This window comes from Pseudomonas sp. B5(2017), from assembly GCF_002112825.1.
Classification (GTDB): domain Bacteria; phylum Pseudomonadota; class Gammaproteobacteria; order Pseudomonadales; family Pseudomonadaceae; genus Aquipseudomonas; species Aquipseudomonas putida_Z.
Genome location: NZ_NEIR01000011.1, coordinates 139,739 through 166,097, shown reverse-complemented (window position 1 = coordinate 166,097; position 26,359 = coordinate 139,739). Strand labels below are relative to the sequence as shown.

Below are 26,359 nucleotides of genomic sequence, written 5' to 3'. Positions count from 1 at the left end.
GCGGGTAAACCCGCTCCCACAGGGACCTAACTGCACTCAAGTCTTGTGATATCCCTGTGGGAGCGGGTTCACCCGCGAAAGGGCCAGCACAGGAATAAAAAAGCCCCGGCATCACTGCCGGGGCTTTTCATTTCAGCTCATGGCTCAGGACGGCACCACCGCCGCCTGCCCGCTCATGGCCAGGTCGACCAGCTCGCGGTTGGCTACCGCGTACATCGCATAGTCGGTACCGGTGGCATTGCGCAGGTCATCCAGCATGGCGCGCCAGCGCTCCACCATCACCCGGTGCTGCTCGGCCCACAGCGCCACGCGGGCGTCCATGTCTTCCGGTGCATCGGCCATCTGCAGTACCGAGATGGTGATCGCCCGCTGCTGCAGGTCGATGTCGTCGCGGAACGCCTCGCGGGCCAGCGCCTGCCAGTTGTTCTCCACCGGCAGGTTGCTGATTTCCTGCAGGTACCAGGTCAGGTCCAGCGCGCTGCCCACGGCGAAGAACGCCTTGGCCACCTGCGCCGGGTCATGGCCGGTAACGTCCGAAGCCTCGATGATCGGCAACAGGGTGTACAGGTGGGTAGTGCCAGCCACCATGCGCGCCAGCAACTCCGGCACACCAGCCTCGACGAAGCCCTGGTAGCGCACCATCCAGCGCTCGCGGGTCGGGCCCTCGAGCAACTCGTCGAGCTTGAGCCCCAGTTGCGCGATCTTCGGCCCGAAGTGCGCGGTGTCGCGCCCGGCGTCCTGCTCATTGCGGCGGCTGCGCAGGAACCAGCGGGTGGCACGGCGGCCCAGGCGCATCAGCTCGTCCATCAGGGTCAGCTGAATCTCCGCCGGCACCTGGTAGTCCAGTGCCTCGATCTGGCGGAACCAGTGCGGCAGATGGAAGATGTCGCGCACGATCACATACGCCCCGGCCACGTTGGCCGGGCTCATGCCGGTCGACTCCTTCAGGCGCTGGACGAAGGTGATGCCCATGTTGTTGACCAGGTCGTTGGCGATCTGGGTGCTGACGATTTCGCGCTTCAGGCGGTGGCGGCGCATGGATTCGGCAAATTTGCTGACCAGCGACGGCGGGAAGGCGGTTTCCATGTCGCGGGTCAGGTAGTCGTCGTCCGGCACCAGCGACTTGAGCAGCTGTTCCTTGAGGTCGATCTTGCTGTACGAGATCAGCACCGAAAGCTCGGCGCGGGTCAGGCCCTGGCCGGCGGCCAGGCGCTCGGCCAACTGCTCTTCGGACGGCAGGAACTCGATGGCGCGATCCAGCTTGCCTCGGGCCTCCAGGTCGGCCATCAGGCGTTTGTACTCGGCAATCCGCTCGCGGGCGCGGCGGGCCGCCAGCGACAACGCCTGGGTCTGCTTGTAGTTGTTGCCCAGCACCAGGCCGGCCACTTCGTCGGTCATGCTGCCCAGCAACTGGTTGCGCTGCTTCTCGGTCATGTCGCCACCCTGCACCACTTCGTTGAGCAGGATCTTGATGTTGACCTCGTGGTCGGAGCAGTCCACGCCGCCGGCGTTGTCGATGAAGTCGGTGTTGGTGGCGCCGCCATGCAGGCCGAACTCGACCCGGCCAAGCTGGGTCATGCCCAGGTTGCCGCCCTCGCCCACCACCTTGCAGCGCAGTTCGTTGCCATTGACCCGCAGCGCGTCGTTGGCCTTGTCACCGACGTCGGCGTGGCTCTCGGTGCTGGCCTTGACGTAGGTACCGATGCCACCGTTCCACAGCAGGTCTACCGGTGCCTTGAGCAGCGCATTGAGCAGCTCGGTCGGGGTCAGGCGGTCGGCTTCGATGGCGAAGCGCTCTTTCATTTGCGGGCTGATGGCGATGCTCTTGGCACTGCGCGGGAAGATCCCGCCGCCTTCGGACATGATGCTGGTGTCGTAGTCGCTCCAGGCCGAGCGCGGCAGGTCGAACAGGCGCTTGCGTTCGGCAAAGCTTGCGGCTGGCTCCGGGTTCGGGTCGATGAAGATGTGCAGGTGGTTGAACGCCGCCACCAGTTGCAGCTTGTCGGACATCAGCAGGCCGTTGCCGAACACGTCGCCGGCCATGTCGCCGACGCCAATGACGGTGATCGGGTCTTCCTGCACATTGATGCCGCGCTCGCGGAAGTGGCGCTGCACGCCCACCCAGGCGCCGCGCGCGGTAATACCCATCTTCTTGTGGTCGTAACCGGCCGAGCCGCCCGAGGCGAAGGCGTCGCCCAGCCAGAAGCCGTAGTCGATGGCGATGCCGTTGGCGATGTCCGAGAAGGTCGCGGTGCCCTTGTCGGCCGCCACCACCAGGTACGGGTCGTCATCGTCATGGCGCACCACGTTGGCCGGCGGTACCACGCCACCGTCCTTGAGGTTGTCGGTGATGTCGAGCAGGCCGGAAATGAAGATGCGGTAGCACGCCACGCCTTCGGCGGCGATCTCGTCACGGCTGCCGCCCAGCGGCAGGCGGCGCGGCAGGAAGCCGCCCTTGGCACCGACCGGCACGATGACCGAGTTCTTCACCTGCTGGGCTTTCACCAGGCCCAGCACCTCGGTGCGGAAGTCTTCCTCGCGGTCGGACCAGCGCAGGCCGCCGCGGGCGACGTTGCCAAAGCGCAGGTGCACGCCCTCGACCCGTGGCGAGTAGACGAAGATCTCGAACTTGGGCACTGGTTTAGGCAGTTCGGGGATCAGCTTGGGGTTGAACTTGAAGCTGAAGTACGACTTGTTGTGGCCGTTGGCGTCCGGCTGGTAGAAGTTGGTGCGCAGGGTGGCCTTGATCAGGTCCAGGTAGCGACGCAGGATGCGGTCTTCGTTGAGCACCTGCACGTCGTCCAGCGCGGTAAGGATGGCTTGTTCCAGGCGCAGTTGCTTGTCATCCAGGTCTTCCTGGGTGAGCTTGCGCGCCAGGTAGAAGCGGGTCTTGAACAACCGGGTCAGCTCGCGGGCGATGTCGGTGTGGTTGTTCAGGGTGCTGGCGATGTAGCCCAGGTCGAAGCCCAGGCGAATCTGCTTCAGGTAACGGGCGTAGGCGCGCAGCAGCGCCACGTCGCGCCATGGCAGGCCGGCGGTCAGCACCAGGCGGTTGAAGGCGTCGTTCTCGGCATCGCCGCGGACGATGTGGATGAAGGCATCCTGCAGGGTGTCGTTGAGCTGCTGGATGTCCAGGCTCAGGCCTTCGCTGTAGGTGAAGGCGAAGTCGTGGATCCAGTAGCCGCGGCCACTGGCATGGCGCAGGCGGTACGGGAACTCGCCGAGCACGCGCAGGCCAAGGTTCTCCAGGATCGGCAGCACGTCGGACAGCGCCAGCGGCGTGTCGGCGTGGTACAGCTTGCAGTGCAGGGTGCGCTCGCCGACCTGGGTCAGCGGCTGGTAGAAGCTCATCGCCAGCGGCTTGCTTTCCGACAGGTTCAGCACGTGCTGCAGGTCGACCACCGCCGAGTGCGCGGCGAAGCGCTCGCGGTAGCCGGCCGGGAAACCTTTGGGGAAGTCGGCGAGGATGTTGGTGCCCTGGGCTTCGCCGAAGTTCTCGATCACCAGCGCCGAGTAGTCGTCATGCCACGAGCGGCAGGCCTGGATCACTTCGCGTTCCAGCTGCTGCGGGTCGATGTCGATGCGGTTTTTCGGGTCTACCCGCAGAATCAGCTGCACACGGGCCAGCACCGATTCGGAGAAGAAGGTCCAGAACTCGCAGTCGCTGGCCTTCAGGCGCTCCATCAGCACCTGCTGGATCTTCTGCCGCACTTCGGTGGAGTAGATTTCCCGCGGTACATAGGCCAGGCAGTAGCAGAAGCGGCCGTACGGGTCCTTGCGCAGGAACACGCGGATCTTGTTGCGTTCCTGGATCTGCACGATCGACATGACGGTGCTGAACAGCTCGTCGACCGGGGTCTGGAACAGGTCGTCGCGCGGCAGCACTTCCAGCACCTGGGCCAGTTCCTTGCCCAGGTGGGCCTTGGGATCGAAGCCCGAGCGGCGCTCGACTTCGGTGACCTTCTGGCGGATATAAGGGATGGCATGCACGCTTTCACCGTACACCGACGAGGTGTACAGGCCCATGAAGCGGTGTTCCTTGATCACCTTGCCATCGGCGTCCAGCTGGCGGATCGACACGTAGTCCGGGTAGGCCGGGCGGTGTACGCGGCTTGGCAGCGCGGCCTTGGCGAACGACAGCAGCAACGGTTCGTTGAGGTAGGCCACGGCATAGTCTTCGATGCGCAGCTCGTCGCTCGTCAGGCCCACGCGCAGGCGGCGCGGCAGGCCGAGGAACGAGTGCTCGTCGTAGACCATCTGGCCGCCATCGGCGTCGCCCTTTACGGTGAATTCTTCATAGCCCAGGAAGGTGAAGTGGTTGTCCAGCAGCCACTCTAGGAACGCCTTGACCTCGCCCTTTTCGTGCTGCGCCGGGCCAAAGGCGGTCTGCTCCACCTCCGCCACCACTTCACGCAGCTTGGCCTTCATCGGTTCGAAGTCGGCAACCACCACCCGCACCTCGGCCAGCACCTGCTCGATCTCGCGGGCCAGGACCGTCAGCTCGGCGGCGTTGGCGCAACGGTCGATCTCCAGGTACATCAGCGACTCATGGCGTACGCCCTCGCCCTGGGTGCCCTTGGGCAGCAGTTCAAGCAGCTCGCCCTTGGCGCCGCGGCGCACGCTGAGCACGGTGGTCTGCAGGGTGTGGATGCTGTAGCCGCGGCGGTTGAGCTCGGTGCGTACCGAGTCGACCAGGAACGGCAGGTCGTGGTGCAGCACTTCGACCACGCTGTGGGTCGATTGCCAGCCATTGCGTTCGTAATCGGGGTTGTACACCCGTACTTGCGGGTATTCGGGGTCGAAACGCTCGATGATGCGCCAGGCTGACAGGGTGCAGCCGGCCAGGTCGGAAAGCCTGCGTTGGGTGAGTTCGTCCAGAGAGATGATGCCGAAGAACTGCTCGGCGAACAGCGCGACTTGTGGCAGGGACTGTTCGCTGATGTGCTGCGCCAGGGCCGCTTGCAGTTGATGCTGGAAGTCGGCTTTGCTGGCTGCGGTGAAGAACGCCATCTGTGGTACTCCGCTTGGGCTTTGTAATAATTGAAGCGTCGCTGCGTGCGCCGTGTACGGATCAACGATAGCCAACCCGTGGCAAGGCGGACGGTAAAACCAGGCGTTGAACGTGCGCAGGCACGTCCAGGGCTCGCCGAAGCTTAACGACTGATCGGTCATCAAGGCTTGCAGCGCTGCGACAATTTCGGTCAAGGGGGGGTAACTTTACGTTTATGCCTGTCGGCAAGACTGTCAGAATTCCCTTCCGTTTCCTTTGATCCGAGCCTTGTCCATGCAAATCAATACTGCCCTGCTGTTCGCCACCCCTTGCGATGACGAGGAAGACAACATGGCGACCCTGTGCTGCCACAGCGACAAGGGTCAGATGTTCCTGCTGACCCGCTACCCGGACGAAGACACCGTCGACCTGACCCTGGATGACGAGCCGTCGACGCTGGATGGCCTGAAAGTGACCCTGAGCGCCAAGCGCCTGCTGATCGAAGTGGCGGCCGGCGACCGGGATGCGCTGAAGGGGGATGAAGTGCTGGAGATCAACCTGACCAGCGAGTTGAGTGACATGGATGAAGTGAAGGAAACCCTGGAGAACATCCTGGCCGGGACCGGCACCTTCGTCTGCGAACTCTGAGCCATACAGCAATCCAAACGCTTGCGCGATCCCTGTAGGAGCGGCCTTGTGTCGCGATGGGCCGCAACGCGGCCCCAGCAATGTATGCCGTGACGCCGAGATTCTGGGGCCGCGTTGCGGCCCATCGCGACACAAGGCCGCTCCTACAAAGGCCGCGCCAGGCTTCAGATCAGTGCCGCCTGCATCTCTTGGGCCTGTTGCCGCAACGCCTGGCAAAACGGCTCCACCGCCGCCGACGCCGGCCGGTGGTCCGGCCTGATCAGCATCACCTGGTACGGCACCGACACCCGCAACCGCCGGATCGGCAACCCGCCCTGCGCCGCCTCCAGCCCGCTCAGCGGGTTGATGATCGCCACCCCCAGGCCCTGCCTGACCATGGCGCACACCGAGGCAGCACTGGTGGTCTCGATGACCGTGCGGCGGTTCACCCCTGCCGCGCGAAAGTGCTGGTCCAGGCGCTGCCGGTAGGTGTCCAGGCTGGCCAGGTTGATGAAGTCGACCTCGTGGAAGTCGCTCAGCTCCAGCTCGGCCCTGGCCTGCAACGGGTGCCCGTCGGGCAGCACGCACACCATGTTGGCGCTGAACAGTAATTCGCCGTAGGCGCCACGCGGTATCTGTTCTACCTCGGTCAGGCCCAGGTCGTGCTGCTGGGCAACCAGCGACTCCTCCAGCAACGGCGACTCCTGCGCCAGGATACTCACGCTCACGCCCCGGTGCTGCTGGTGAAAGCGCTGGCAAGCCTTGGGCAGCAAGGTCTGGGAAAACAGTGGCAGGCAGGTAATGGCCAGCCGGCCCTGCTCGAAATTGCGGATAGCCTGGGCAAAGCGGTCGATGCGCTCCAGCCCTACGTAGGCCCGCTCAACCTCCTCGATCAACAGCAGCGCCTGGGCCGTCGCCACCAGGCGGCCACCTTCGCGCTCGAACAGGTTCAGCCCGGTTACCTGCTCCAGCCGCGCCAGCTCACGGCTGACGGTGGGCTGCGAGGTAAACAGCAGGCGCGCCGCACCGGTGACGCTGCCAGCGGCCATGATGGCGCGGAACACTTCGATATGGCGGACGGACAGTTTCACGGGCAACACCTGGCAAGTCGGCAATGGTCATATCAGATATGAATGGCTGACAGAAAAATAGCTATTTTTCTGAATTCCTGCTTTGGCTCATCCTCGTGGCCTTCCTTATATGAGTAGCGCCGCCATGACTGCACCCTTCACTCTTCTGGCCGAGGCTGTCCGCCAGCACGGCTCGCCGCTGTGGGCCTACGACGCCGGCACCATCGCCGAGCGTGTCGAACAGCTGAAGGTGTTCGACACCGTGCGCTTCGCCCAGAAGGCCAACCCCAACCTGCATGTGCTGCGCCTGATGCGCGCCCACGGCCTGGTGCTGGACGCAGTGTCGCTGGGCGAAATGGAACGGGCCTTTGCCGCGGGCGCCAGCGTGGATGGCGACCCTGCCGGCGTGGTGCTGACCTGCGACGCGCTGGACCGGCCGACCCTGGAGCGGGTGGTGGCCTCGAAGATCGAAGTCAACGCCGGTTCCATCGACATGCTGCGCCAACTGGGTGAGCGCTCGCCCGGCCACCGCGTTTGGATCCGCATCAACCCCGGCTTCGGCCATGGCCACAGCCGCAAGACCAACACCGGCGGCGAGAACAGCAAGCACGGCATCTGGCACGAAGAGCTGGGCGAAGCGCTGGCCTGCGTGAAAACCCATGGCCTGCACCTGGTAGGGGTGCACATGCACATCGGCTCGGGGGTGGACTACCAGCATCTGGAGCAAGTGGCGCGCTCGATGATCGAGCTGATCGGCCGCCTGGGCGTGGACATCGAGGCGTTCTCCATTGGCGGCGGCCTTTCCACCCCGTACCGCAGCAGCGACAAGCCGGTCGACCTGCAACGCTACGCCCGGACCTGGGCCGTGGCCCGCAAGGAAATCGAAGCGATGTTGGGCCACCCCGTGCGCATGGAGATCGAGCCGGGGCGCTTCCTGGTGGCGGAATCGGGCTACCTGGTGGCCGAGGTACGCGCCGTGAAGCAGGTGGGCCGCAACACCTTCGTCATGATCGACGCCGGTTTCAACGACCTGATGCGCCCGGCGATGTACGGGGCCTACCACCGTATGACCCTGCTCGACGCCGACGGCCAGCCGGTTGACCGCCCACGGCAGCCGACCGTGGTGGCCGGGCCGCTGTGCGAGTCGGGTGATGTGTTTACCCAGGATGATCAGGAACTGACCCCGCACGACCTGCCCCAGGCGCAGGTGGGGGACCTGCTGGTGATCCACGACGCCGGGGCCTATGGCGCGTCGATGTCGTCGAACTACAACAGCCGGCCGTTGCTGCCGGAGTTCCTGATCGAGGATGGAGCGCTACGGATGATTCGCCGCAGGCAGACGGTGCAGGACCTGCTGGGCCTGGAGGCAGGCTTCTAACTATCGACGTGGATTGCAGTCGAGCCCATCGATGGCACGGGCTTCGCCCATGTTCGCGGGTAAACCCGCTCCCACAGGTACGGCGCCGGGCTCGAGGGCAGTGCCGTACTTGTGGGAGCGGGTTTACCCGCGAAAGGGCCGGCCCGGGCAACACATCAGCTGATGCCCTGCCCCACCGTCCATTGCCCCGCCCTACACAATCCGGGTACCCTTTTTTCCTCCCGGTCTCCCCAGGCATGACTCCATGATCATTCGCCAAAGCATCGCTGCAGACCACCCGCAACTGCTCGATATCTGGCTGCGCGCCGTGCGCGCCACGCACCACTTTCTGCAAGCGTCCGACATCGACGCGCTGCTGCCGCAATTGCGCGACGTCTACCTCCTGGCCGTCGAGCTCTGGGTCGCGGTTGACACCGAAGACCGCCCGCTGGGCTTCATCGGTTTCAATGGCAACCACGTGGAAATGCTCTTCGTCGCCCCCGAGCGCCATGGCCAGGGCATAGGCCGCGCGCTGCTGGACTTCGGCCGCCAGAAGCACAACGTGATGAGCGTCGATGTCAACGAGCAGAACCCGCAGGCGGTGGGGTTCTACCGGCATTACGGTTTCATCCAGACCGGCCGCTCACCGCTGGATGGCGAAGGCCGGCCGTTCCCCTTGCTGCATATGAGCCTGCCCGCACAGGCTTGATTTCCGGGGCCGCATTGCGCCCCGCCGCTGTTACAAATTTGCGAGACAGACCAAAGGCATGAACCCGACGCGCTATAGCACCGTGGCCAAGGACTTGATGGAAGGCATCGCCAGCGGCCGCTACCCGGTGGGCAGCCTGCTGCCGACCGAGTTCGAGCTGTGCGACCTGTACGATGTGAGCCGACACACGGTGCGCGCGGCGATCAACCAGTTGCTCAACCAAGGGCTGGTATCGCGGCGCAAGCGCGTGGGTACCCGGGTGGAGGCCAGCAGCCCGCGCGGTGGCTACTCGCAGTCACTGGCCAGCGTGGCGGACCTGGCACACCTGGCGGAAACCCAGCAACGGGAAATCCAGGACGTGCGCCACTTCGTCGCCGACCTGAGCGAGGCGGCGCGGCTGGGGCTGGTACCGGGCGAGCACTACTTCTGCGTGTCGAGCATCCGTGTCGACCGCGTGCACAAAGCGGCGCCGCTGTGCTGGACCGATGTGTATGCGCAGCGCGACTATGCCGAGGTCATCGAGTTGGCCCGCGAGCACCCCGACCAACTGATTGCGGGGCTGATCGAGCAACACTATGGCCGGGCGATCGCGGTGGTCGACCAGCAGGTGCGGGCAGTGTTGCTGACCGCGGAAATGGCCCGGGTGCTGAAGGCCGAGGCAGGCGCGCCGGGGCTGAAGATCATTCGCCATTACCGCGAGGAAAACGGCGACCTGATGGCGGTGTCCGAGACGGTGCACCCGGATGATCGCTTTACCCTGGTTACCCAGATGCGCCGGGATCGGTCGCCTGGCTGATCAAACCAGCGCCATGCTCGATATCCCAAAACTTGCGCGATCCCTGTAGGAGCGGCCTTGTGTCGCGATAGGGCTGCGCAGCAGCCCCAGGATTTCCGCGCAGGTGCACAAATTGCCGGGGCTGCGGCGCAGCCCTATCGCGACACAAGGCCGCTCCTACAGGGATCGCGCATGTGGCCAGGTTTACCTCACATGTCCAACACCCGCTCAGCCTCCGCCAACTGCTGTCCCCGCACCGTGGTCACCCGATGATCGCGCGCCAGCAAGGCATAGATCGTCGGCAGCACAAACAAGGTAAACAAGGTCCCCACCAGCATCCCGCACACGATCACCACCCCCAGGCCAAAGCGGCTGTTGGCCCCGGCGCCGCTGGCGAACAGCAGCGGCAGCACGCCGAAGGTCATCGCCGCCGTGGTCATCAGCACCGGCCGCAGGCGTATCTGCGCGGCGCGGACGATGGCGGCGGCACGGTCGAGGTTGTCACGCACCTGGATCTCGTTGGCGAACTCCACCATCAGGATGCCGTGCTTGCTGATCAGGCCGATCAGGGTCACCAGGCCGATCTGCGTGTAGATGTTCAGCGTGGCCCAGCCCAGCGCCAGCGGCAGCAACGCACCGCAGATCGACAGCGGCACGGTCACCAGGATGATCAGCGGGTCCACCAGGCTTTCGTACTGCGCAGCCAGCACCAGGTAGATCACCACCAGGGCGGCGAGAAACGCCCACATCAGGGCAAAGCCCTCTTGCACGTACTGACGCGACTCCGATTGCCAGTCATGGCTGAAGCCAGGTGGCAGTTCGGCGGCAAGCTGTTCGAGAAATGCCACGGCATTCCCCATCGACACACCGGGCGCCGGGATCGCCTGCAGGGTACTGGCGTTCTGCTGGTCGAACTGCAGCAAGCGGTTGGGCGCCACTTCGATGTCCAGGTGCACCACCGTGGCCAGCGGTACCAGGCTGCCGTTTTCGGCGCGCACGTACTGGCGGTTCAGCGCCGCCGGCGTCAGACGCTGGTCCTGGATGCTTTGCGGGATCACGTCGTAGGAGCGCCCGAACAGGGCGAAGCGGTTGAGGTACTGTTCGCCCACCAGCACGCCCAGCGACTCGCCGATGGCCTGCATACTGATGCCCAGGCTGGCCGCCTTGGCGCGGTCGATGCGCACCTTGACCACCGGGTTGTTGTAGTCGAGGTCGCTGTCCACCACGCTGAACAGGCCGCTGTCGCGGGCGCGCTGCTTGATCATCTCCATGGTCTGGTACAGCTCGGGGTAGTCCTGTGCGCTGCGCAACACCATCTGCACCGGCAAACCACCGCTGGAGCCCGGCAGCGAGGCCACCTGAAAGGCGAAGATGCTGCTGCCTTCAATGTCCGCCACGGCCTGCTGCAACTGCGCCTGCACCTGCGCGGCGGAACGCTCGCGGGCCTGCCAGGCGCTGAGGTTGATGCCGCCGAAACTGGCGGCCGGGCCGTCGGTGCCGTTGATGATCCAGGTGTCGGTGGTTTCGGCGAGGGACTTCATCACCTGGTCCAGCTTCAGGGCAAAGCGCTCCACATAATCCAGGCTGGCATGCTGCGGCGACTTGATGGCCGTCAGCACCGCCGCCTGGTCCTCGGGCGGGGCCAGTTCGCGCTGCGGCAGCAGGTACAGCCAAGGCAGGCTCAGGCACACCAGAAGCGCCACACCACCACTGATCCAGCGATGCGACAGGGTGTAGGCAAGTACTCGCCCATAGGCCCCGGTCAGCATGCCGAACAGGCGGTCGGCCATGTTGGCCATGGCGCCATGCTGCTGGCCGGGTTGCAACAACAGCGAGCTCATCACCGGCGACAGGGTGAGCGCAACGATGCCGGAAACGATCACCGCCCCCGCCAGGGTCAGGGCAAACTCACGGAACAGCGTGCCGGTCAACCCGCCCATCAAGCCGATCGGCGCGTATACGGCGGCAAGGGTCAGGGTCATGGCGATCACCGGCCCGGCGATCTCCCGCGCCCCGGCCAGTGCCGCGGCAACCGGCGACTTGCCCTCTTCGATATGGCGGTGCACGTTCTCCACCACCACGATGGCATCGTCTACCACCAGGCCGATTGCCAGCACCATCGCCAGCAAAGTCAGCAGGTTCAGGCTGAAGCCGAACAGCAGCATCAGGCCCGCCGCACCGAGCATCGACAGCGGGATGGCCACCACCGCGATCACCACGCTGCGCAGCGAACCCAGGCACAGCCAGATGACCAGCACCACGATCAACATGGCCTCCACCAGGGTGCGCAGCACCTCGTCGATCGAGGCATCGATGAAGCGTGCGGTCTCGTAGGCCAGCGCCACCTCCACCCCGGGTGGCAGGGTCTGGCGGATCTGCGGCAGCAGCTGGCGAATACCCTCGACGATCACCAGCGGGTTGCCGGTCGGGGTGGGGAACAGCCCCAGGTGCACGGCGGGCTTGCCGTCCATGGTGGCGCTGGTCTGGGTGGCCGCCGCGCTCAGCTCGACGGTGCCGACATCGCGCAGGCGCACCAGGTCGGTGCCATCGTTGCGGATGATCAGCTCGCGGAAGTCCTCGACCCGGGTCAGGTCGGTGTCCACCTGGATATCGGCCAGCACGTACTGCCCACGCACCTGCCCCGGCGTCGCCTGGTAGTTGTTGGCACGCACCGCCTGCGCCACGTCGGCGGCCGTCACCCCGCGCCCGGCCATCTGCTCGCTGTCCAGCCACAGGCGCATGGCCAGGCGCTGCCCGCCGAACGACTGCACCTTGGCCACACCGTCGATGCCGGAGAACTGCGGTTCCACCACCCGCGACAGGTAATCGCTCAGTTCAGGTATCGACAAGGTTTCGCTGGCAAAGCCCACGTAGGCCACCGCCGTGGAGTCACCTGCCGACAGCTCCACCACCGGGTCGTAGGCCTTTTCCGGCAGGCGATAGCGCACCTGGTTGACCTTGGCCATGGTCTCGGCAAGCGCCTGGGTCGAATCGCGGTTGAGCACCATGCGCAAGGTGATCAAGCTGCGCCCCTGCTGCGACGACGAGGACAGGTAGTCGATGCCCTCGACCGACGACACCGCCTGGGTGATCGGCTGGGTCACGAAGCCTTGCATCAGCTCGGCAGAGGCGCCGGGGTACTCGGTGCTGATGGTGATGGTAGAGGTTTCCAGCAGCGGGTACTGGCGGATCGGCAGCTTGCCCATGGCAAACAGCCCCAGCAGGATGATCAGGCTGCTGACCACCAGCGCCAGCACCGGGCGGCGGACAAAGAGGTCAGTGAACTTCACGATTGCCGCCCTCCCTGGCTGGCCTGCAGGCTGTCTTGCGCCACAGGCTCGACCGACATGCCGTCGCTCAGTTTCAACTGGCCGGAAACCACCACCTGGTCACCGGGCGCCAGGCCTGAGGTGATCTCCACCCGCCCCTGCCAGCGCTCACCGGTAGTCACCCGCACCCGGCTGACCCGGGTGCCCTGTTCCGGGTCCCGGGTAGCGACGAACACCGTCTGCCCGTAGGCGGTGTAGGTAATAGCGGTTTCCGGCACGGCCAGCACGCTTGACGGCTGCGCGGCATCCAGGCGCACGCCGGCGTACATACCCGGCTGCAACTGCCCGCCCGGGTTCGGCAAGGCCGCCTGCACCTGCACCAGGCGCGCCTTGCTCACCACCGGGTCCACCGCGACCACCCGGGCCTGGAAGTCCTCCCCGCGCACCGCATCCACCGTCAGCGCCAGCATTTGCCCCACGTGCACTTCGGGGGCGGCTTGTTCGCCCAGGGAAAAATTGACGTGCAGCTGGCTGATGTCGGCCAGGCTGGCGATTGTCTCACCGGCGCTCAGGTACTGGCCCTGATGCACCCGGCGAATGCCGAGCTTGCCGGCAAACGGCGCGCGTATTGCCTTCTGCGCGATCAGCGCCTCGACATGCTGCAGCTCACCGCTGGCCACGTCCACGGCGGTGGCCGCATTGTCGAGCAGCTCCTGTGACACGGCGTTCACCGCGCGCAGCTTGCGGCTGCGCTGCAGCACCACTTCGGCATTGCGCAGCCTGGCGCGCAACTGCACGCGCTGGGCCTGCTCCGGGGCATCGTTCAGCTGTACCAGCAATTGCCCTGCACTCACCCATTGCCCCGACTCGAAGGCGATGCGGGTGATGCGCCCCGCCGTCTCGGCCGCCACCTGTACCTGGTTGACCGCCTCCAGCTCCCCCGAGGCAAAGTTCTGCCGTGCCAACTGCACTTGCTCGGCCGTGGCCAGCGCCACCTTGGTCGCCGGCCATGCCGCCGCAGCCGGCGGCGCCGAGCCACTGCCGACCAATGCACAGGCAGCGGCCAGCACACCTGCAACAGCGCCAGCCCAGGCCAGTAACGTCCTTTTGTTCATGCAGTGCTCCGATCATCAGGGAAAGCGGTTGCGGGGAAGATCGGGCAGGACTATAAGAGCTCGAGTTAACTTGAGGTCAACAGGCATGGCAGCGGACAACACACGGATGCTAACGGTAGGGGAAGTGGCCAAACGCAGCGGCGTGGCGGTTTCTGCGCTGCACTTCTACGAGACCAAGGGGCTGATCGCCAGCGTCCGTACGGCGGGTAACCAGCGCCGCTATCCTTCACTGGTGCTGCGCACGCTGGCCATCATCAAGGTGGCGCAGCGCACGGGTATTCCGCTTGAGGAGATCAAGCAGGCCTTCAGCCGCTATGCGCCCAACAGCAAGCTCACGGCAGCGCAATGGGGCGAGATGTCGACCGCCTGGCGCGAAGACCTGAACGCCCGCATTCGTACTCTGGAAGCGTTGCGCGACAGCCTGGACAACTGCATTGGCTGCGGCTGCCTGTCGCTGGAAGATTGCCCGCTGCGCAACCCCGAGGATGTGCTGGGCAAGGAAGGTACCGGGGCGCGGATTCTGGAGAAGAAGACCCGATAAGGCATGCGCGGTCTGTTGTGGGAGCGGGTTTACCCGCGAAGAATCCAACGCGGTGCATGGCACCGGCTGCGCCGGTGTTCGCGGCTAAAGCCGCTCCCACAGGGTCCCTGCTAACTCAATGAGCCTTGTGCAGTTCCATGAGTTCGCGCCCCCATGGTTCAGTCGCCTTTGCCCAGCACATACCGGTCAAAATGCTCGATGTGCTCGTCCAGGTTGTCCTCGAGCATCATCCGGTACTGCTCGCAGAAATACTTCAACAACTCTTCCCGCGCGGCAGCCAGTTCGGCACTGGTCTTGAAACTGCGGGCACTCATCCAGGCATTGAAGCGCGAGGCGCCGAAGGTCAGCGAGGCACTGACCTTGCCCAGGTCTTCGATTTTCTCGATCTGCTGGTTCGCCAGTTCGATATGCGCATCCGCGCGGTCGTAAAAAGCCTGATCGGTAGCTTGTGTCATTGCGGTTTACCTTGTTGCAGCATTCAAGTTGAGTACCCGCGAAAAATTGTACCCCGTACGCGTGAACCTGTATTGAGCCGCACAGTCTTAGCCGAGCCCTCAAATCGGCCTTGCCGCCGTCATTCACCAGAGCCACTCACCCCATGCGCCAAGCAGTCCGTCGCTCCCCCTTTGTCTCGCTCTGCCTCATCCCTTTTTTCCACCTGTTCGCCAACCCCGCCCATGCCAGCGGGGAAAGGCAACTGGTGGCAGCCATCAACGACTATCGCACCCAGCCACAACGCTGCGAGCGGCGCATGATCCGAGGCTCGACGCCGCTGGTGCTGAAACCGAAACTGGCGTTGCCGGTCGGCTACGGCGGGGGTTTGCGGGAAGGATTGAAGGCTGCGGGTTATCAGGCGGTGAAGGTGCGGGCCATCCGCCTGGTCGGCGCGCGAGATGCCGAGGAGGCCTTTGACATGCTCCGCAGCGACTACTGCGCAGCCCTGCTCGATAGCCAATATGCCGATATCGGTGTGAGTCGCTCACGCAATGAATGGCGGGTACTGCTGGCTCGGCCCCTGCTCGATGCCCAGCTTGGCGATAGGCGATCGGCAAGCAACGCGTTGCTGGCACAGGTAAACGCTGCGCGGGCGAAGCCGCGCCTGTGTGGTCGCCAGCGCTTTGCCGCTGCACGCCCGTTGACCTGGAACACCGCCCTGGGAACGGCGGCGCAGCGCCACAGCCGGGCGATGGCCAACGACAATTTCTTCGCGCACCGCGACCTCGATGGTGATCTACCCGCGGATCGGGCATGGGATGCCGGCTACCGTGGGCGACAGATCGGCGAGAACATTGCCGCAGGCCAGGGGTCACCGAGCAAGGCGATGGCCGGCTGGCTGGCCAGCCCCGGGCATTGCGCCAACCTGATGAACCCGATGTTTACCCAGGTGGGTGCGGCCTTTGCCGAGAACTCGCGTAGCGATAACGGCGTTTACTGGACGATGCTGTTCGGCGCGCCTTGAAGGGCACGTGCCAGCCCTGTGACCAGGGCTGGCCTGCCGATCGTTGCCTGCACCACCTCTGACAACCCCGCCATACCTCCCCCCTCGCAGTCTCAGATGACTGGCGCTGGCGATGACACATCGCTTGCATATGACACTTTGTGTCATTAATATCGCAATTGTGTCCTGACGGCGTCCTCGCCGATCAGCAATCCATCGCCCTTCCCCATGCAGGTACCGCCCATGACGACCACCATGCAGACCCCCAAGGACCAACTCGTCAAACTCGCCCAGCAGCAGATGCTGACGGCGCTGGCCGACAACACCTATACCTCTCGACAAAAGCTCGCCCTCACCTGCCGCATCCTGTTCGACGGCGGCCACGATTCCGGCCTGGCCGGGCAGATCACCGCCCGCGCCGAGCAGCCTGGCACCTACTACACGCAACAACTCGGCCTGGGCTTCGACGAAATCGCCGCTTCCAACCTGCTGGTGGTCGACGAAGACCTCACCGTGCTGCAAGGCCGCGGCATGGCCAACCCGGCCAACCGCTTCCACAGCTGGCTGTACCGCGCACGCCCCGACGTCAACTGCATCATCCATACCCACCCACTGCACAGCGCCGCCCTGTCGATGCTGGAAGTGCCACTGGCCATCTCGCACATGGACCTGTGCCCGCTGTTCGACGACTGCGCGTTCCTCAAGGAATGGCCCGGCGTACCAGTGGGCAACGAAGAAGGTGAAATCATCTCCAGGGCGATCGGCGACAAGCGCGCGATCCTGCTTTCCCACCACGGTTTGCTGATCGCCGGCCGCTCGATCGAGGAAGCCTGCGTCCTTGCCATGCTGTTCGAGCGCGCGGCAAAGATGCAGCTGCTAGCCATGGGCGCCGGTGAAATTCGCCCCATCCCGGATGCCCTGGGCAAGGAAGCCCACGACTGGATCTCCACCCCCAAACGTCATGGTGCCGCCTTCAGCTACTACGCGCGCCGTGCCTTGCGTGCCCATGGCGACTGCCTGGGCTGACTGAAGCTGTACTCTTTCCCCAACAACGGCAGAGGTGCCTGGTTATGTCTACACCTGTAATTCGCGGCGTTATCGGCTACACCATCACTCCCTTCACGGCAGACGGCGCGCTCGACCTGGATGCCCTGGGCCTGTCCATCGACCGCCTGATAGAAGACGGCGTGCACGCCATCGCACCACTGGGCAGCACCGGCGAAGGCGCCTACCTGTCCGACAGCGAATGGGAAACGGTGGTGCGCTTTAGCCTGGCACGCATTGCCGGCCGCGTGCCCAGCGTGGTCAGCGTCTCCGACCTGACCACCGCACGCACCGTGCAGCGCGCCCGCCTGGCACAGGCCTGCGGCGCCACGGCGGTGATGGTGCTGCCCATCTCCTACTGGAAGCTCACCGAAGCCGAAGTGGTCGCCCACTACAAGGCGGTGGGCGCGGCCATCGACATTCCGATCATGCTCTACAACAACCCGGGCACCAGCGGCACCGACCTGTCGGTGGAGCTGATCCTGCGCATCCTCGGCGAAGTGCCCAATGTGACGATGGTCAAGGAAAGCACCGGCGACATCCAGCGCATGCACCGCCTGTTCAAGGCCACCGATGGCCAGGTGGCCTTCTACAACGGTTGCAACCCGCTCACCCTGGAAGCCCTCGTGGCCGGTGCCACCGGCTGGTGCACTGCCGCGCCCAACCTGATCCCAGCGCTGAACCTGGCGCTGTGGGACGCGGTGCAGCAAGGCGACCTGGCTGAAGCTCGCGCGTTGTTCTACCGCCAGTACGAACTGCTGGAATACATCACCCGCCGTGGCCTGCCCACCACCATCAAGGCCGGCTTGAAGATGCTCGGCCAGGATGTCGGCACTCCACGCCTGCCCCTGCAGCCGCTGGATGCGCAAGGCAGCGCGTACCTGAAGAGCCTGCTGGACGCCCTGAGCGCGGCTGACTGACCCATCGCAGCCGCAAGACCGCTCCCACAGGTATCGCGCCGCTCTCAGGGTTGACGCAGGACCTGTGGGAGCGGGTTCACCCGCGAACACCGGCGCAGCTGGTGCCATGCAAACCCACGCCCACAGACGACTCACGCGACCGGGTTGGCATGCTTCACCCGCCCCCCCGCCCCCGGCCGATCGACGAACAGCACATCCAGCACACTGTTACGCAACCCCTTCAACGCATTCCAGTTCGCCGACGCATGCACATACCTGTCGCGCAACAAACGCAGCTCATCCTCGGTCAACCCAGGCTGCTCACTCTCACCCAAGGCAAACCCGTGCAACTTGCGGCTGATGCCCAGCAACTCCTCCGGCAACCGATGCTCAGCCTGCCCGCCCAACGGCGCAAACGGCACACCCGCCCGCACCGCCAACTCACGCATGATGCTCAGGTACACCCGGGAAAGCTGCCCCGCCACTTCCCGCTCGCGGTACACCGCCGCATAAACCTGCTTTTGCGCCTCGCTAGGCAGGCCACCGGCAATCGGCTCCTCCCAGGCCAGCACACGCGGCCTGGGCGCGCCCATTTCACCAAACGACGACGCCAGCAACGCACTGACTGTTGCATGCACACGCGTGTGCTCGACGCGCATTCTCAGCGGCACCCGCTGAGAATGCGGTTTGCACAGCAGCACCTGCTCCTGCGTGGTATCCGGGTAACCACCGCCAATGTTCGAGTGCACGCCTGGCAACACGATGTCATGGCCGCTGCGCACCAGCGGGAAGTTGTGCCGCTGCTCGTCCCCCGCCACCAGCTGCACCATTTGCCGGGCAATGCCCGCACCCAGGCCCAGGCGCAAGCCACCATGGCGGTCGTCGGCGGGGTCGAAGTCGCCCTGCAGCGGCGCGATGATCGCCGCCACTGTGTCGAACAGGCCGATGAAATTGATGACGATGCCGCAGGACACCGCCAACAGACTGCCGCCGCCATCATGCAGCAGGTTGGCCAGATGCCGCACAGCCGCCGCGCCCCGGCTGAAACCGAACAGGTCGAACTCGACCCGCTCGAGCCGTGCCTGCGGGTGCGCCTGGCCCCAGTGTTGCAACTGCCCGGCAATGCCCGCCAAGGCCTCGGCGACCCGCGCCTCGGCCCCCCAGCGCCCACACCCGGTGGCCGAGGCATAGGCATGATCCGCCTCCCCCGCCAGGGTGCCCACGCCCTCGACATAGCGCTTCAGAAACGCCATGGTCCCGTCAGCATTGGCCCCCTGCACCGGATACAGCGCATGCAACAGGGCCACGTTGCTCAAGGCATTGGCATAACTGCCCCCTTTACCCACCGGTGAATCCACCGGCATCACATTGTTCAGGTTGTTACCGGTGCCATCGAAGAACACGCCAAAACGCAGAGTGACCGGCGTGATGCGTGCAGTGCTACAGCTGTTCAGACCCATTGTCCTGCCTCCTGCTTGTACAAAAAGCACAAGCAGGCGCCAGCACACCGCCGCGGAACATCAGCCAATGGCCAGCCATATGCAGGACATTTCCGGACCTGCATGGCCCCGGGCAAGGATAAATTTCCCTGCCGCCATTGGTCGCCACCCCCCCGGATGGATTAAAGTATCACCCCTTGCCAGGGCAGCTGCTTCCAGCCGCCTGCGGCCCCATACCAGGAACCGTCACCGATGGAACACCGTGAAGCGCTGATCGCGCTGCGCACCTTTCTTTCTTCCCAGATCCTAGGCCAGGAGAAACTGGTCGAGCGGCTGTTGATCGTGCTCCTGGCCGACGGCCACATGCTGGTCGAAGGCGCGCCGGGCCTGGCCAAGACCAAGGCCATCAAAGAGCTCGCCGAAGGCATCGAGGCGCAGTTCCATCGCATTCAGTTCACCCCCGACCTGCTCCCGGCCGACATCACCGGCACCGAAATCTACCGCCCGGAAACCGGCAGCTTCGTGTTCCAGCAGGGGCCGATCTTCCACAACCTGGTGCTGGCCGACGAAATCAACCGCGCCCCGGCCAAGGTACAGTCCGCACTGCTCGAAGCCATGGCCGAGCGCCAGGTCAGCGTGGGCCGCAGCACCTACGACCTGTCGCCACTGTTCCTGGTGATGGCAACGCAGAACCCGATCGAGCAGGAAGGTACCTACCCGCTGCCCGAAGCCCAGCTCGACCGCTTCCTGATGCACGTGAAAATCGGCTTCCCCGACGCTGCGGTAGAGCGGCGCATCCTGTTGCAGGCCCGTGGTGAAGCCCTGGGCGGCGAGACCAAGCCCGAGCGCCGGGTCAGCCAGCAGGCGATCTTCGCCGCCCGCAAGGAGATCCTCGGCCTGTACATGGCCGACGCGGTGGAGGAATACCTGGTGCAACTGGTGATGGCCACCCGCACCCCAGCCAAGTTCGACGCCGAACTGGCCGACTGGATCGCCTACGGCGCCAGCCCGCGTGGTTCCATTTCGCTGGACCGCTGCGCGCGCGCCCACGCCTGGCTGGCCGGGCGCGATTTCGTCAGCCCCGAAGACATCCAGGCGGTGCTGTTCGACGTACTGCGCCACCGCATCATCCTCTCGTTCGAGGCCGAGGCGGCAGGGATCGACCAGGACCGCGTGGTCCAGCGCATCCTCGACGTCGTCGCCGTTGCCTGAGCCCATGCCCACCGCGTCGCTGGCCGAACCCGGCATCCGCATCGGCCTTGCCGAGCTGATCGACATGCGCCACCGCGTGCGCGAAATCCAGCTGTTTTCCCGGCCCGGCCAGCGCAGCCCGCTGGTGGGCCTGCACCACTCCAAGCTTCGCGGGCGCGGCGTGGACTTCGACCAGGTGCGCGTTTACCAGGCCGGCGACGATGTGCGCAACATCGACTGGCGGGTCACCGCGCGTACCCAGGAACCGCACACCAAGCTGTTCCACGAAGAGCGCGAACGGCCCATCTTCATCCTCGTCGAGCAGAGCCAACGGCTGTTCTTCGGCTCGGGGCTGATGTTCAAGTCGGTGCTGGCCGCCCAGGCCGCCGCGCTGTTCGGCTGGGCCGCGCTGGGCCACAACGACCGCATCGGCGGGTTGGTGTTCGGCGACAACGAACACCACGAAATCAAGCCCCGGCGCAGCAAGCAGAGCCTGCTGCAACTGCTCAACCGCCTGGCCAAGGTCAACCAGGCGCTGCACACCGAGGCCACGCCCGGGGCCGACAGCCTGGGCCTGGCCCTGCGCCGCGCCCGCGAAGTGCTGCGCCCCGGCAGCCTGGCCATCGTGATCTGCGATGAGCGCTCGCTCACTGCCCAGGTGGAGCAGCACCTGGCCATGCTCTCGCGCCATTGCGACCTGCTGCTGATGCCGGTGTCCGACCCGCTCGACCACGCCCTGCCCGCCGCCGGCCTGCTGCGCTTCGCCCAGCGCAGTGCGCAGCTGGAGCTCGACACCCTGGACGCCAACCTGCGCCAGGCCTACCGCCAGCAGGCCGAAGCGCGCATCGAGCGCTGGGAGCTGATGGCGCAAAAGCTGCGGGTGCTGCTGATGCCACTTAGCACCCAAAGCGAAATGATCGAGCAACTGCGCGAGTACCTGAACGCCCAGCGGCCACGGAGCGCGTCATGAAGAGCAGCGGCCAATGAACCCGCTTGACCAACTGCAGCCGCTGATCGCCCCCGCGCCGATCGGCCTGTGGCCACCGGCACCCGGCTGGTGGCTGCTGCTGGCCGTGCTGCCGCTGCTGGCCTGGGGCCTGTGGCGGGTGCGCCACTGGCGCCCGGGCAAACGCCGCATCGTGCGTGCCGAACAACCCTTGGACCCGGTGCGCGTGGAAGCGCTGGCCGAACTGGCGCGCCTGCCGCGCCCCTACGACGGCGCCCCGGCCGGGGCCTGGCTGCAACAGATCAACGCCCTGCTCAAGCGCCTGTGCCGCAGCCACTACCCGGGTGCCAACAGCCATACCCTCAACGGCCGCCAGTGGCTGGCGTTTCTCGACAACCGCTGCCCGGCCGCCGGCCTGACCCGCTGGATGGTGCTGGTCGAAGGCGCCTACAAACCCGAGTGCAAGCTCGACGACAAGGCCATCGCCGGGCTCAGCCAAGCCGTCGAAACCTGGATTCGCAAGCATGTTTGAACTGGCCTGGCCGTGGGTCTTCGCCCTGTTGCCGCTGCCGTGGCTGGCGCGCCTGGTGCTGCCGGCCGCCGACAGCGGCGAACCGGTGCTCAAGGTGGGCTTCCTCGACGAACTGGAAGGCCTGGCCGGGCGCCGCGCGCGGCTCAACCTGCCGACCTGGCGCCAGCAGGCGCCCTTTGTCGTCATCTGGCTGTTGCTGCTGTGCGCCGCCGCCCGCCCGCAATGGTTGGGCGAGCCGGTGCCAGTGGCTGCCAGCGGCCGCGACCTGCTGGTGGCGGTGGATGTGTCCGGGTCGATGGACTTCCCCGACATGCAGTGGCAGAACGAAGAAATCAGCCGCCTCGACCTGGTCAAGGCGCTGCTCGGCGACTTCCTGCAGGACCGCGAGGGCGACCGCGTGGGCCTGATCCTGTTCGGCAGCCAGGCTTACCTGCAGGCGCCGCTCACTTTCGACCGGCGCACCGTGCGCACCTTCCTCGACGAGGCGCAGATCGGCATCGCCGGCAAGAACACCGCCATTGGCGATGCCATTGGCCTGGCGGTCAAGCGCCTGCGTCAACGCCCGGCACAAAGCCGGGTGCTGGTGCTGATCACCGACGGCGCCAACAACGGCGGGCAGATCCACCCGCTGACCGCCGCCCGCCTGGCCGCCCAGGAAGGCGTGCGCATCTACACCATCGGCATCGGTGCCAACCCCGAAGCCAGTGGTACCCCTGGCCTGCTCGGCCTGAACCCGAGCCTGGACCTGGACGAAGCCTCGCTCAAGGAAATTGCCGACATCACCCACGGCACCTACTTCCGCGCCCATGACGGCGCCGAACTGGACGCCATCGGCGACACCCTCGACCAGCTCGAACCGGTGGCCCAGCAACCGACCCAGGCGCGCACTGCCAAGGCCCTGTATGCCTGGCCCCTGGCCCTGGCCTTGCTGCTGAGCGTGCTGCTGGTGCTGGCCGTGCAATGGCCCGACAACCTGCTGCACCGCCTGCTGCGCAAGCCGCGCTTCCTGCAACCGCACCCGGAATGGCGCCAGCGCCTGAAGCGCCTGCGCCTGAGGAGGCGGCGATGATCGAACTGTGGCCCGAATGGTTGCGCCCGCTCTGGCTGCTGGCCGTGCCCCTGCTCGCCTGGCTGCTGTACAAACTGTGGCACCGGCGCAAGCGCGCCGGGCGCTGGCAGATGATTCTGCCGCCGGCGTTCCATGGCGTCCTGCTCGGCGGTGGCAGCGGCAGCACCAGCAAGCTGCCGTGGGTGGCGCTGGGCCTGGCCTGGGTGCTGGTGATCCTGGCGCTGCTCGGGCCCAGTTGGCAGCGCGTGGAAGAAAGCCGCCAGCGCCCGGCCGACCCGCTGGTGATCCTGCTCGAACTGACCCCGCAGATGCTCGCCGAGGACAGCCCGCCCAACCGCCTGGAGCAGGCGCGGCGCAAGATCCTCGACCTGCTGGAGCACCGCCGCGACAGCCAGACTGCGCTGGTGGTCTACGCTGGCTCCGCGCACACCCTGGTGCCACTGTCCGATGACCTGGCCACCAGCCGCAACCTGCTCGAGGCGATCGACCCGTCGATCATGCCCAAACCCGGCCAGCGCGCCGACCTGGCCGTGCAAAAAGGCCTGGCCCTGCTGGCCCAGAGCGGCCTGGGCCAGGGCCGCCTGCTGCTGGTCGGCTCGTCGCTCAGCGCCCCGGAGCGCCAAGGCATCGCCCAGGCCCTCGGCCGCCAGGGCCCGAGCCTGCTGATGCTGGGCATCGGCAGCCGCGAAGGCGCACCGGTGCGCCAGGCCAATGGCGAATACCTCAAGGACGACCAGGGCGGCATCCTGTTGCCACGCCTGGACAGCGCCAGCCTCAAGGGCTTCATCAACGGCACCGGCGGGCGCTACCGGCATGCCCGCATCGACGACCTCGACCTGCGTGGCCTGGGCCTGTTCGACAACCCGCGCGCCGGGCGCAATGACGGCCAGACCCTGCAACTGGACAGCTGGGCCGATCAGGGTTACTGGCTGCTGCTGCCGCTGTTGCTGCTGGCCGCCTGTGCCGGCCGACGCGGCTGGCTGTTCTGCCTGCCGCTGCTGCTGGCCCTGCCCCAGCCCAGCCAGGCCTTCGAGTTCAGTGACCTGTGGCTGCGCCCCGACCAGCAAGGCCAGCGCCTGCTGGAGCAGAACCGCCCGGCCAGCGCCGCGCGCCAGTTCCAGGACCCGCAATGGCGCGGCATGGCCCTGTACCAGGCGGGCGACTATGCTGGCGCCGCCGAAGCCTTTTCCCAAGGCGACACTGCCGCCGCCCACTACAATCGAGGCAATGCCCTGGCCCATAGCGGTGAACTGGAAGCAGCCCTGGACGCCTACGAACAAGCCCTGGAACGCCAGCCCGACCTGCAAGCGGCGCTGGACAACCAGGCACTGGTGCAGCAACTGCTGCAACAGCGCGAAGCCAAGGCCGAGGAACAACCAGCCAGCAGCGATGCCCAAGGCACGCCCGGCAGCGAAACCGAAGGCAACAGCAGCTCGGCCAGCAGCCCGGCCCAGGGTACGGCCGGCAACGACGAACAAGCCAGCGCCGAACAGCCCGGTGAAGGCAGCAGCAACAGCCAGGTAGCGCCCGGCAACCAGGCGGGCGCGGATGACAGCGTCATCCAGCCGCCGCAGCGTCCGGTATCGACCAGCCTCGATGCCGAACAGCGCCAGGCCCTTGAACAATGGCTGCGGGAGATCCCCGACAACCCGGCGGAGCTGCTGCGGCGCAAATTCTGGTATGAACAGCAATTGCATCAGGAAACCCCACGATGAGTCGCTTCGGCGTCTTTCTCCTCAGTCTGCTGTGGGCCGTGCTGGCCCAGGCCGAACCGTTGCTGCGCGCCAGCGTCGACCGTACCCGCCTGGAAGCCGGCGAAAGCCTGGAGCTGACCCTGGAAAGCCAGGACGTCACCCAGTTCGGCAAGCCCGACCTGCGCGCGCTGGAGGGTGACTTCGAAGTGCGCGGCACGCGCCAGCTGAACAGCCTGCACAGCCTCGACGGCGAAACCCGCGCCAGCACCCGCTGGATCATCACCCTGCTGCCGCGGCGCAGCGGCAGCCTGCGCATCCCCGAACTGCAACTGGGCCAGTCGCACAGCCAGGCCATCGAACTGCAAGTGCTGCAGGCCGATGCCAGCCGCCAGGACAGTGCCTCGCAGGTGTTCATCGAAGCCACGCTCGACAGCAGCGAGGTCTACGTCCAGGCCCAGGCCGTGCTCACCCTGCGCATCTACCATTCGGTGGCACTGTACGACGACAGCAGCCTCAGCCCACTGCAACTGGAGAACGCCAAAGTCGAACCGCTGGGTGAATCGCGCACCTATGAAAAGGAAATCAACGGCGTCCGCCACGGCGTGATCGAAACCCGCTATGCCGTGTATGCCCAGCAAAGCGGCACCCTCGACATCCCGCCACTGACCTTCACCGCCACCGCCGCCGCCAGCCCGGACCAAGCCCCACAAGCCAACGGCACGGCCCGGGCCGGCCACCAGGTGCAGGTCAGCTCGCTGCCATTGCGCCTGGCCGTGCGGCCGATTCCGGCGGCCTGGCCTGCTGGCGTGCCATGGCTACCGGCCCGCAGCCTGACCCTGGAAGAGCACTGGAACCCCGACCCTGGCAACCAGCAGGTGCAGATTGGCGACTCGCTGACCCGCAACATCACCTTGCGTGCCGAAGGCTTGTCCAGCACCCAGCTGCCGCCGCTGCCAGCCACCGAAATCACCGGCCTGCGCCGTTACCCCGACCAGCCGTTGCTGCGCAATGAAATCAGCGAGCGCGGCATGACCGCCAACCGCGAAGAGCGCGAAGCCCTGGTGCCGACCCACAGCGGTACGCTGGCCCTGCCGGCGCTGGAAGTGGCCTGGTGGAACACCCGCGAAGACCACCTGGAGCACAGCAGCCTGCCGGCGCGCACGCTGAACGTGCAGGACAACCCGGCGCTGAGCGCCGACACCCCGGTTGGCGACAGCAGCAGTACCAGCAGCTTGCTGTGGCCGTGGCAGCTGGCCACCCTGGTGTTCGCCCTCACCACCTTGCTGGGCTTTGCCCTGTGGTGGCGCGCCCGCTCGCAGCCAGCGGTGCTGCGCGCCGCGCAGGCCGGGCCGAGCCCGCGTACCTTGCTGGATGATCTCAAGCGCGCGTGCCAGGCCAACGACCCACAGGCAACCCGCCAGGCGCTGGACGCCTGGGCTCGCCAGCAGCCGGAGACCCTGGCCGAGATGGCGGCGCGGTTCGTGCCGTTGTCGGATGCACTGGATGGGTTGAACGGGGCGCTGTATAGCGAGAGCGGGCAGTATTGGCAGGGTGAAGACTTGTGGCGGGCGATCGGTACGATTCCGCCGGCTGAGCAGGTATTGCTGCCGACCGGCGAGAACGGCAGCCTGCCGCCGCTCTATCCCAAGTGATG

The 26,359-nt window shown here is 65.9% G+C and carries 20 protein-coding genes; 14 read left to right on the top strand and 6 right to left on the bottom strand.

The genetic code is table 11. The features are described 5' to 3' along the window. Positions 1 to 144 precede the first annotated feature (144 nt). A complete protein-coding gene (locus tag CAG00_RS18040; RefSeq protein ID WP_085664965.1) occupies positions 145 to 5,010 on the bottom strand; it encodes an NAD-glutamate dehydrogenase in 4,866 nt (1,621 codons plus the stop codon). Between the two features lie 274 nt (positions 5,011 to 5,284). Between CAG00_RS18040 and CAG00_RS18035 the strand changes: the two genes are divergently transcribed. Beyond that, a complete protein-coding gene (locus CAG00_RS18035; protein ID WP_013971664.1) occupies positions 5,285 to 5,638 on the top strand; it encodes a hypothetical protein in 354 nt (117 codons plus the stop codon). A 164-nt stretch (positions 5,639 to 5,802) separates the two neighbouring features. Here the strand turns inward: CAG00_RS18035 and CAG00_RS18030 are convergent, their stop codons facing one another. After that, complete coding sequence (locus CAG00_RS18030) at positions 5,803 to 6,708, bottom strand: LysR family transcriptional regulator (protein ID WP_025338281.1); 906 nt, start codon at positions 6,706 to 6,708, stop codon at positions 5,803 to 5,805. Between the two features lie 124 nt (positions 6,709 to 6,832). Here CAG00_RS18030 and lysA point away from each other — a divergent pair, with 124 nt between their 5' ends. The 3 genes from lysA (at position 6,833) to CAG00_RS18015 (ending at position 9,549) form a co-directional block, all read left to right on the top strand. Next, complete coding sequence (lysA, locus tag CAG00_RS18025) at positions 6,833 to 8,065, top strand: diaminopimelate decarboxylase (protein ID WP_085589290.1); 1,233 nt, start codon at positions 6,833 to 6,835, stop codon at positions 8,063 to 8,065. A gap of 244 nt (positions 8,066 to 8,309) precedes the next feature. After that, positions 8,310 to 8,753, top strand: a complete 444-nt coding sequence (locus CAG00_RS18020; protein WP_039614895.1) for an acetyltransferase — start codon at positions 8,310 to 8,312, stop codon at positions 8,751 to 8,753. Between the two features lie 58 nt (positions 8,754 to 8,811). Continuing rightward, positions 8,812 to 9,549: a GntR family transcriptional regulator gene (locus CAG00_RS18015; protein WP_085664964.1), complete on the top strand. Its 738-nt coding sequence runs from the start codon at positions 8,812 to 8,814 to the stop codon at positions 9,547 to 9,549. A 188-nt stretch (positions 9,550 to 9,737) separates the two neighbouring features. Here the strand turns inward: CAG00_RS18015 and CAG00_RS18005 are convergent, their stop codons facing one another. Together CAG00_RS18005 and CAG00_RS18000 are read right to left on the bottom strand one after the other, a co-directional pair. Next, positions 9,738 to 12,818 carry a MexW/MexI family multidrug efflux RND transporter permease subunit gene (locus tag CAG00_RS18005; RefSeq protein ID WP_085664963.1) on the bottom strand — a complete coding sequence of 1,027 codons (3,081 nt, stop codon included), beginning with the start codon at positions 12,816 to 12,818 and terminating at the stop codon, positions 9,738 to 9,740. Then, entirely contained in the window at positions 12,815 to 13,912 is a 1,098-nt protein-coding gene (locus CAG00_RS18000) for an efflux RND transporter periplasmic adaptor subunit (RefSeq protein WP_085664962.1), read from the bottom strand. Before CAG00_RS18000 ends, CAG00_RS18005 begins: the two co-directional genes overlap by 4 nt. 85 nt (positions 13,913 to 13,997) lie before the next feature. On the opposite strand from CAG00_RS18000, the gene soxR reads away from it, so the two are divergent. Further along, positions 13,998 to 14,453 (top strand): redox-sensitive transcriptional activator SoxR, encoded by a 456-nt coding sequence (soxR, locus tag CAG00_RS17995; RefSeq protein WP_085589276.1) that lies wholly within the window; start codon positions 13,998 to 14,000, stop codon positions 14,451 to 14,453. A 158-nt stretch (positions 14,454 to 14,611) separates the two neighbouring features. Here soxR and CAG00_RS17990 read toward each other — a convergent pair whose 3' ends face one another. Then, positions 14,612 to 14,908, bottom strand: coding sequence for a DUF3144 domain-containing protein (locus CAG00_RS17990; RefSeq protein ID WP_015269483.1), 297 nt, complete (start codon positions 14,906 to 14,908; stop codon positions 14,612 to 14,614). Between the two features lie 143 nt (positions 14,909 to 15,051). On the opposite strand from CAG00_RS17990, the gene CAG00_RS17985 reads away from it, so the two are divergent. From CAG00_RS17985 to CAG00_RS17975, 3 genes are all read left to right on the top strand, one after another. After that, a complete protein-coding gene (locus tag CAG00_RS17985; protein ID WP_085664961.1) occupies positions 15,052 to 15,912 on the top strand; it encodes a CAP domain-containing protein in 861 nt (286 codons plus the stop codon). A gap of 222 nt (positions 15,913 to 16,134) precedes the next feature. Beyond that, complete coding sequence (locus tag CAG00_RS17980) at positions 16,135 to 16,917, top strand: aldolase (RefSeq protein WP_085664960.1); 783 nt, start codon at positions 16,135 to 16,137, stop codon at positions 16,915 to 16,917. Between the two features lie 44 nt (positions 16,918 to 16,961). Continuing rightward, the gene (locus CAG00_RS17975) at positions 16,962 to 17,855 is read left to right on the top strand and encodes a dihydrodipicolinate synthase family protein (RefSeq protein WP_085664959.1); all 894 of its coding nucleotides are present in this window, start codon (positions 16,962 to 16,964) and stop codon (positions 17,853 to 17,855) included. Between the two features lie 131 nt (positions 17,856 to 17,986). Here the strand turns inward: CAG00_RS17975 and CAG00_RS17970 are convergent, their stop codons facing one another. Beyond that, positions 17,987 to 19,294: a DUF2235 domain-containing protein gene (locus CAG00_RS17970; RefSeq protein ID WP_085664958.1), complete on the bottom strand. Its 1,308-nt coding sequence runs from the start codon at positions 19,292 to 19,294 to the stop codon at positions 17,987 to 17,989. Between the two features lie 231 nt (positions 19,295 to 19,525). On the opposite strand from CAG00_RS17970, the gene CAG00_RS17965 reads away from it, so the two are divergent. Genes CAG00_RS17965 through CAG00_RS17940 form a run of 6 tightly spaced genes read left to right on the top strand, consistent with a single transcriptional unit; the run spans position 19,526 to position 26,357 of the window. Beyond that, positions 19,526 to 20,485, top strand: a complete 960-nt coding sequence (locus CAG00_RS17965; RefSeq protein ID WP_013971644.1) for a MoxR family ATPase — start codon at positions 19,526 to 19,528, stop codon at positions 20,483 to 20,485. A gap of 4 nt (positions 20,486 to 20,489) precedes the next feature. Next, positions 20,490 to 21,434 (top strand): DUF58 domain-containing protein, encoded by a 945-nt coding sequence (locus CAG00_RS17960; RefSeq protein WP_041506176.1) that lies wholly within the window; start codon positions 20,490 to 20,492, stop codon positions 21,432 to 21,434. 13 nt (positions 21,435 to 21,447) lie between these two features. Further along, the gene (locus CAG00_RS17955) at positions 21,448 to 21,942 is read left to right on the top strand and encodes a DUF4381 domain-containing protein (RefSeq protein WP_015269461.1); all 495 of its coding nucleotides are present in this window, start codon (positions 21,448 to 21,450) and stop codon (positions 21,940 to 21,942) included. After that, the gene (locus CAG00_RS17950) at positions 21,935 to 23,011 is read left to right on the top strand and encodes a VWA domain-containing protein (RefSeq protein WP_015269460.1); all 1,077 of its coding nucleotides are present in this window, start codon (positions 21,935 to 21,937) and stop codon (positions 23,009 to 23,011) included. The genes CAG00_RS17955 and CAG00_RS17950 overlap by 8 nt, the downstream gene beginning before the upstream one ends. Next, positions 23,008 to 24,726, top strand: a complete 1,719-nt coding sequence (locus CAG00_RS17945; protein WP_085664957.1) for a tetratricopeptide repeat protein — start codon at positions 23,008 to 23,010, stop codon at positions 24,724 to 24,726. The genes CAG00_RS17950 and CAG00_RS17945 overlap by 4 nt, the downstream gene beginning before the upstream one ends. Then, positions 24,723 to 26,357 carry a BatD family protein gene (locus CAG00_RS17940; protein WP_085664956.1) on the top strand — a complete coding sequence of 545 codons (1,635 nt, stop codon included), beginning with the start codon at positions 24,723 to 24,725 and terminating at the stop codon, positions 26,355 to 26,357. Before CAG00_RS17945 ends, CAG00_RS17940 begins: the two co-directional genes overlap by 4 nt. Positions 26,358 to 26,359 lie beyond the last annotated feature (2 nt).

Bases quoted from the DNA above. Each gene is read 5' to 3' on its own strand.
- CAG00_RS18040 (WP_085664965.1), bottom strand. From the start codon at position 5,010: ATGGCGTTCTTCACCGCAGCCAGCAAAGCCGACTTCCAGCATCAACTG.
- CAG00_RS18035 (WP_013971664.1), top strand. From the start codon at position 5,285: ATGCAAATCAATACTGCCCTGCTGTTCGCCACCCCTTGCGATGACGAG.
- lysA (WP_085589290.1), top strand. From the start codon at position 6,833: ATGACTGCACCCTTCACTCTTCTGGCCGAGGCTGTCCGCCAGCACGGC.
- CAG00_RS18020 (WP_039614895.1), top strand. From the start codon at position 8,310: ATGATCATTCGCCAAAGCATCGCTGCAGACCACCCGCAACTGCTCGAT.
- CAG00_RS18015 (WP_085664964.1), top strand. From the start codon at position 8,812: ATGAACCCGACGCGCTATAGCACCGTGGCCAAGGACTTGATGGAAGGC.
- CAG00_RS18000 (WP_085664962.1), bottom strand. From the start codon at position 13,912: ATGAACAAAAGGACGTTACTGGCCTGGGCTGGCGCTGTTGCAGGTGTG.
- soxR (WP_085589276.1), top strand. From the start codon at position 13,998: ATGGCAGCGGACAACACACGGATGCTAACGGTAGGGGAAGTGGCCAAA.
- CAG00_RS17990 (WP_015269483.1), bottom strand. From the start codon at position 14,908: ATGACACAAGCTACCGATCAGGCTTTTTACGACCGCGCGGATGCGCAT.
- CAG00_RS17985 (WP_085664961.1), top strand. From the start codon at position 15,052: ATGCGCCAAGCAGTCCGTCGCTCCCCCTTTGTCTCGCTCTGCCTCATC.
- CAG00_RS17980 (WP_085664960.1), top strand. From the start codon at position 16,135: ATGACGACCACCATGCAGACCCCCAAGGACCAACTCGTCAAACTCGCC.
- CAG00_RS17975 (WP_085664959.1), top strand. From the start codon at position 16,962: ATGTCTACACCTGTAATTCGCGGCGTTATCGGCTACACCATCACTCCC.
- CAG00_RS17970 (WP_085664958.1), bottom strand. From the start codon at position 19,294: ATGGGTCTGAACAGCTGTAGCACTGCACGCATCACGCCGGTCACTCTG.
- CAG00_RS17965 (WP_013971644.1), top strand. From the start codon at position 19,526: ATGGAACACCGTGAAGCGCTGATCGCGCTGCGCACCTTTCTTTCTTCC.
- CAG00_RS17960 (WP_041506176.1), top strand. From the start codon at position 20,490: ATGCCCACCGCGTCGCTGGCCGAACCCGGCATCCGCATCGGCCTTGCC.
- CAG00_RS17955 (WP_015269461.1), top strand. From the start codon at position 21,448: ATGAACCCGCTTGACCAACTGCAGCCGCTGATCGCCCCCGCGCCGATC.
- CAG00_RS17950 (WP_015269460.1), top strand. From the start codon at position 21,935: ATGTTTGAACTGGCCTGGCCGTGGGTCTTCGCCCTGTTGCCGCTGCCG.
- CAG00_RS17945 (WP_085664957.1), top strand. From the start codon at position 23,008: ATGATCGAACTGTGGCCCGAATGGTTGCGCCCGCTCTGGCTGCTGGCC.
- CAG00_RS17940 (WP_085664956.1), top strand. From the start codon at position 24,723: ATGAGTCGCTTCGGCGTCTTTCTCCTCAGTCTGCTGTGGGCCGTGCTG.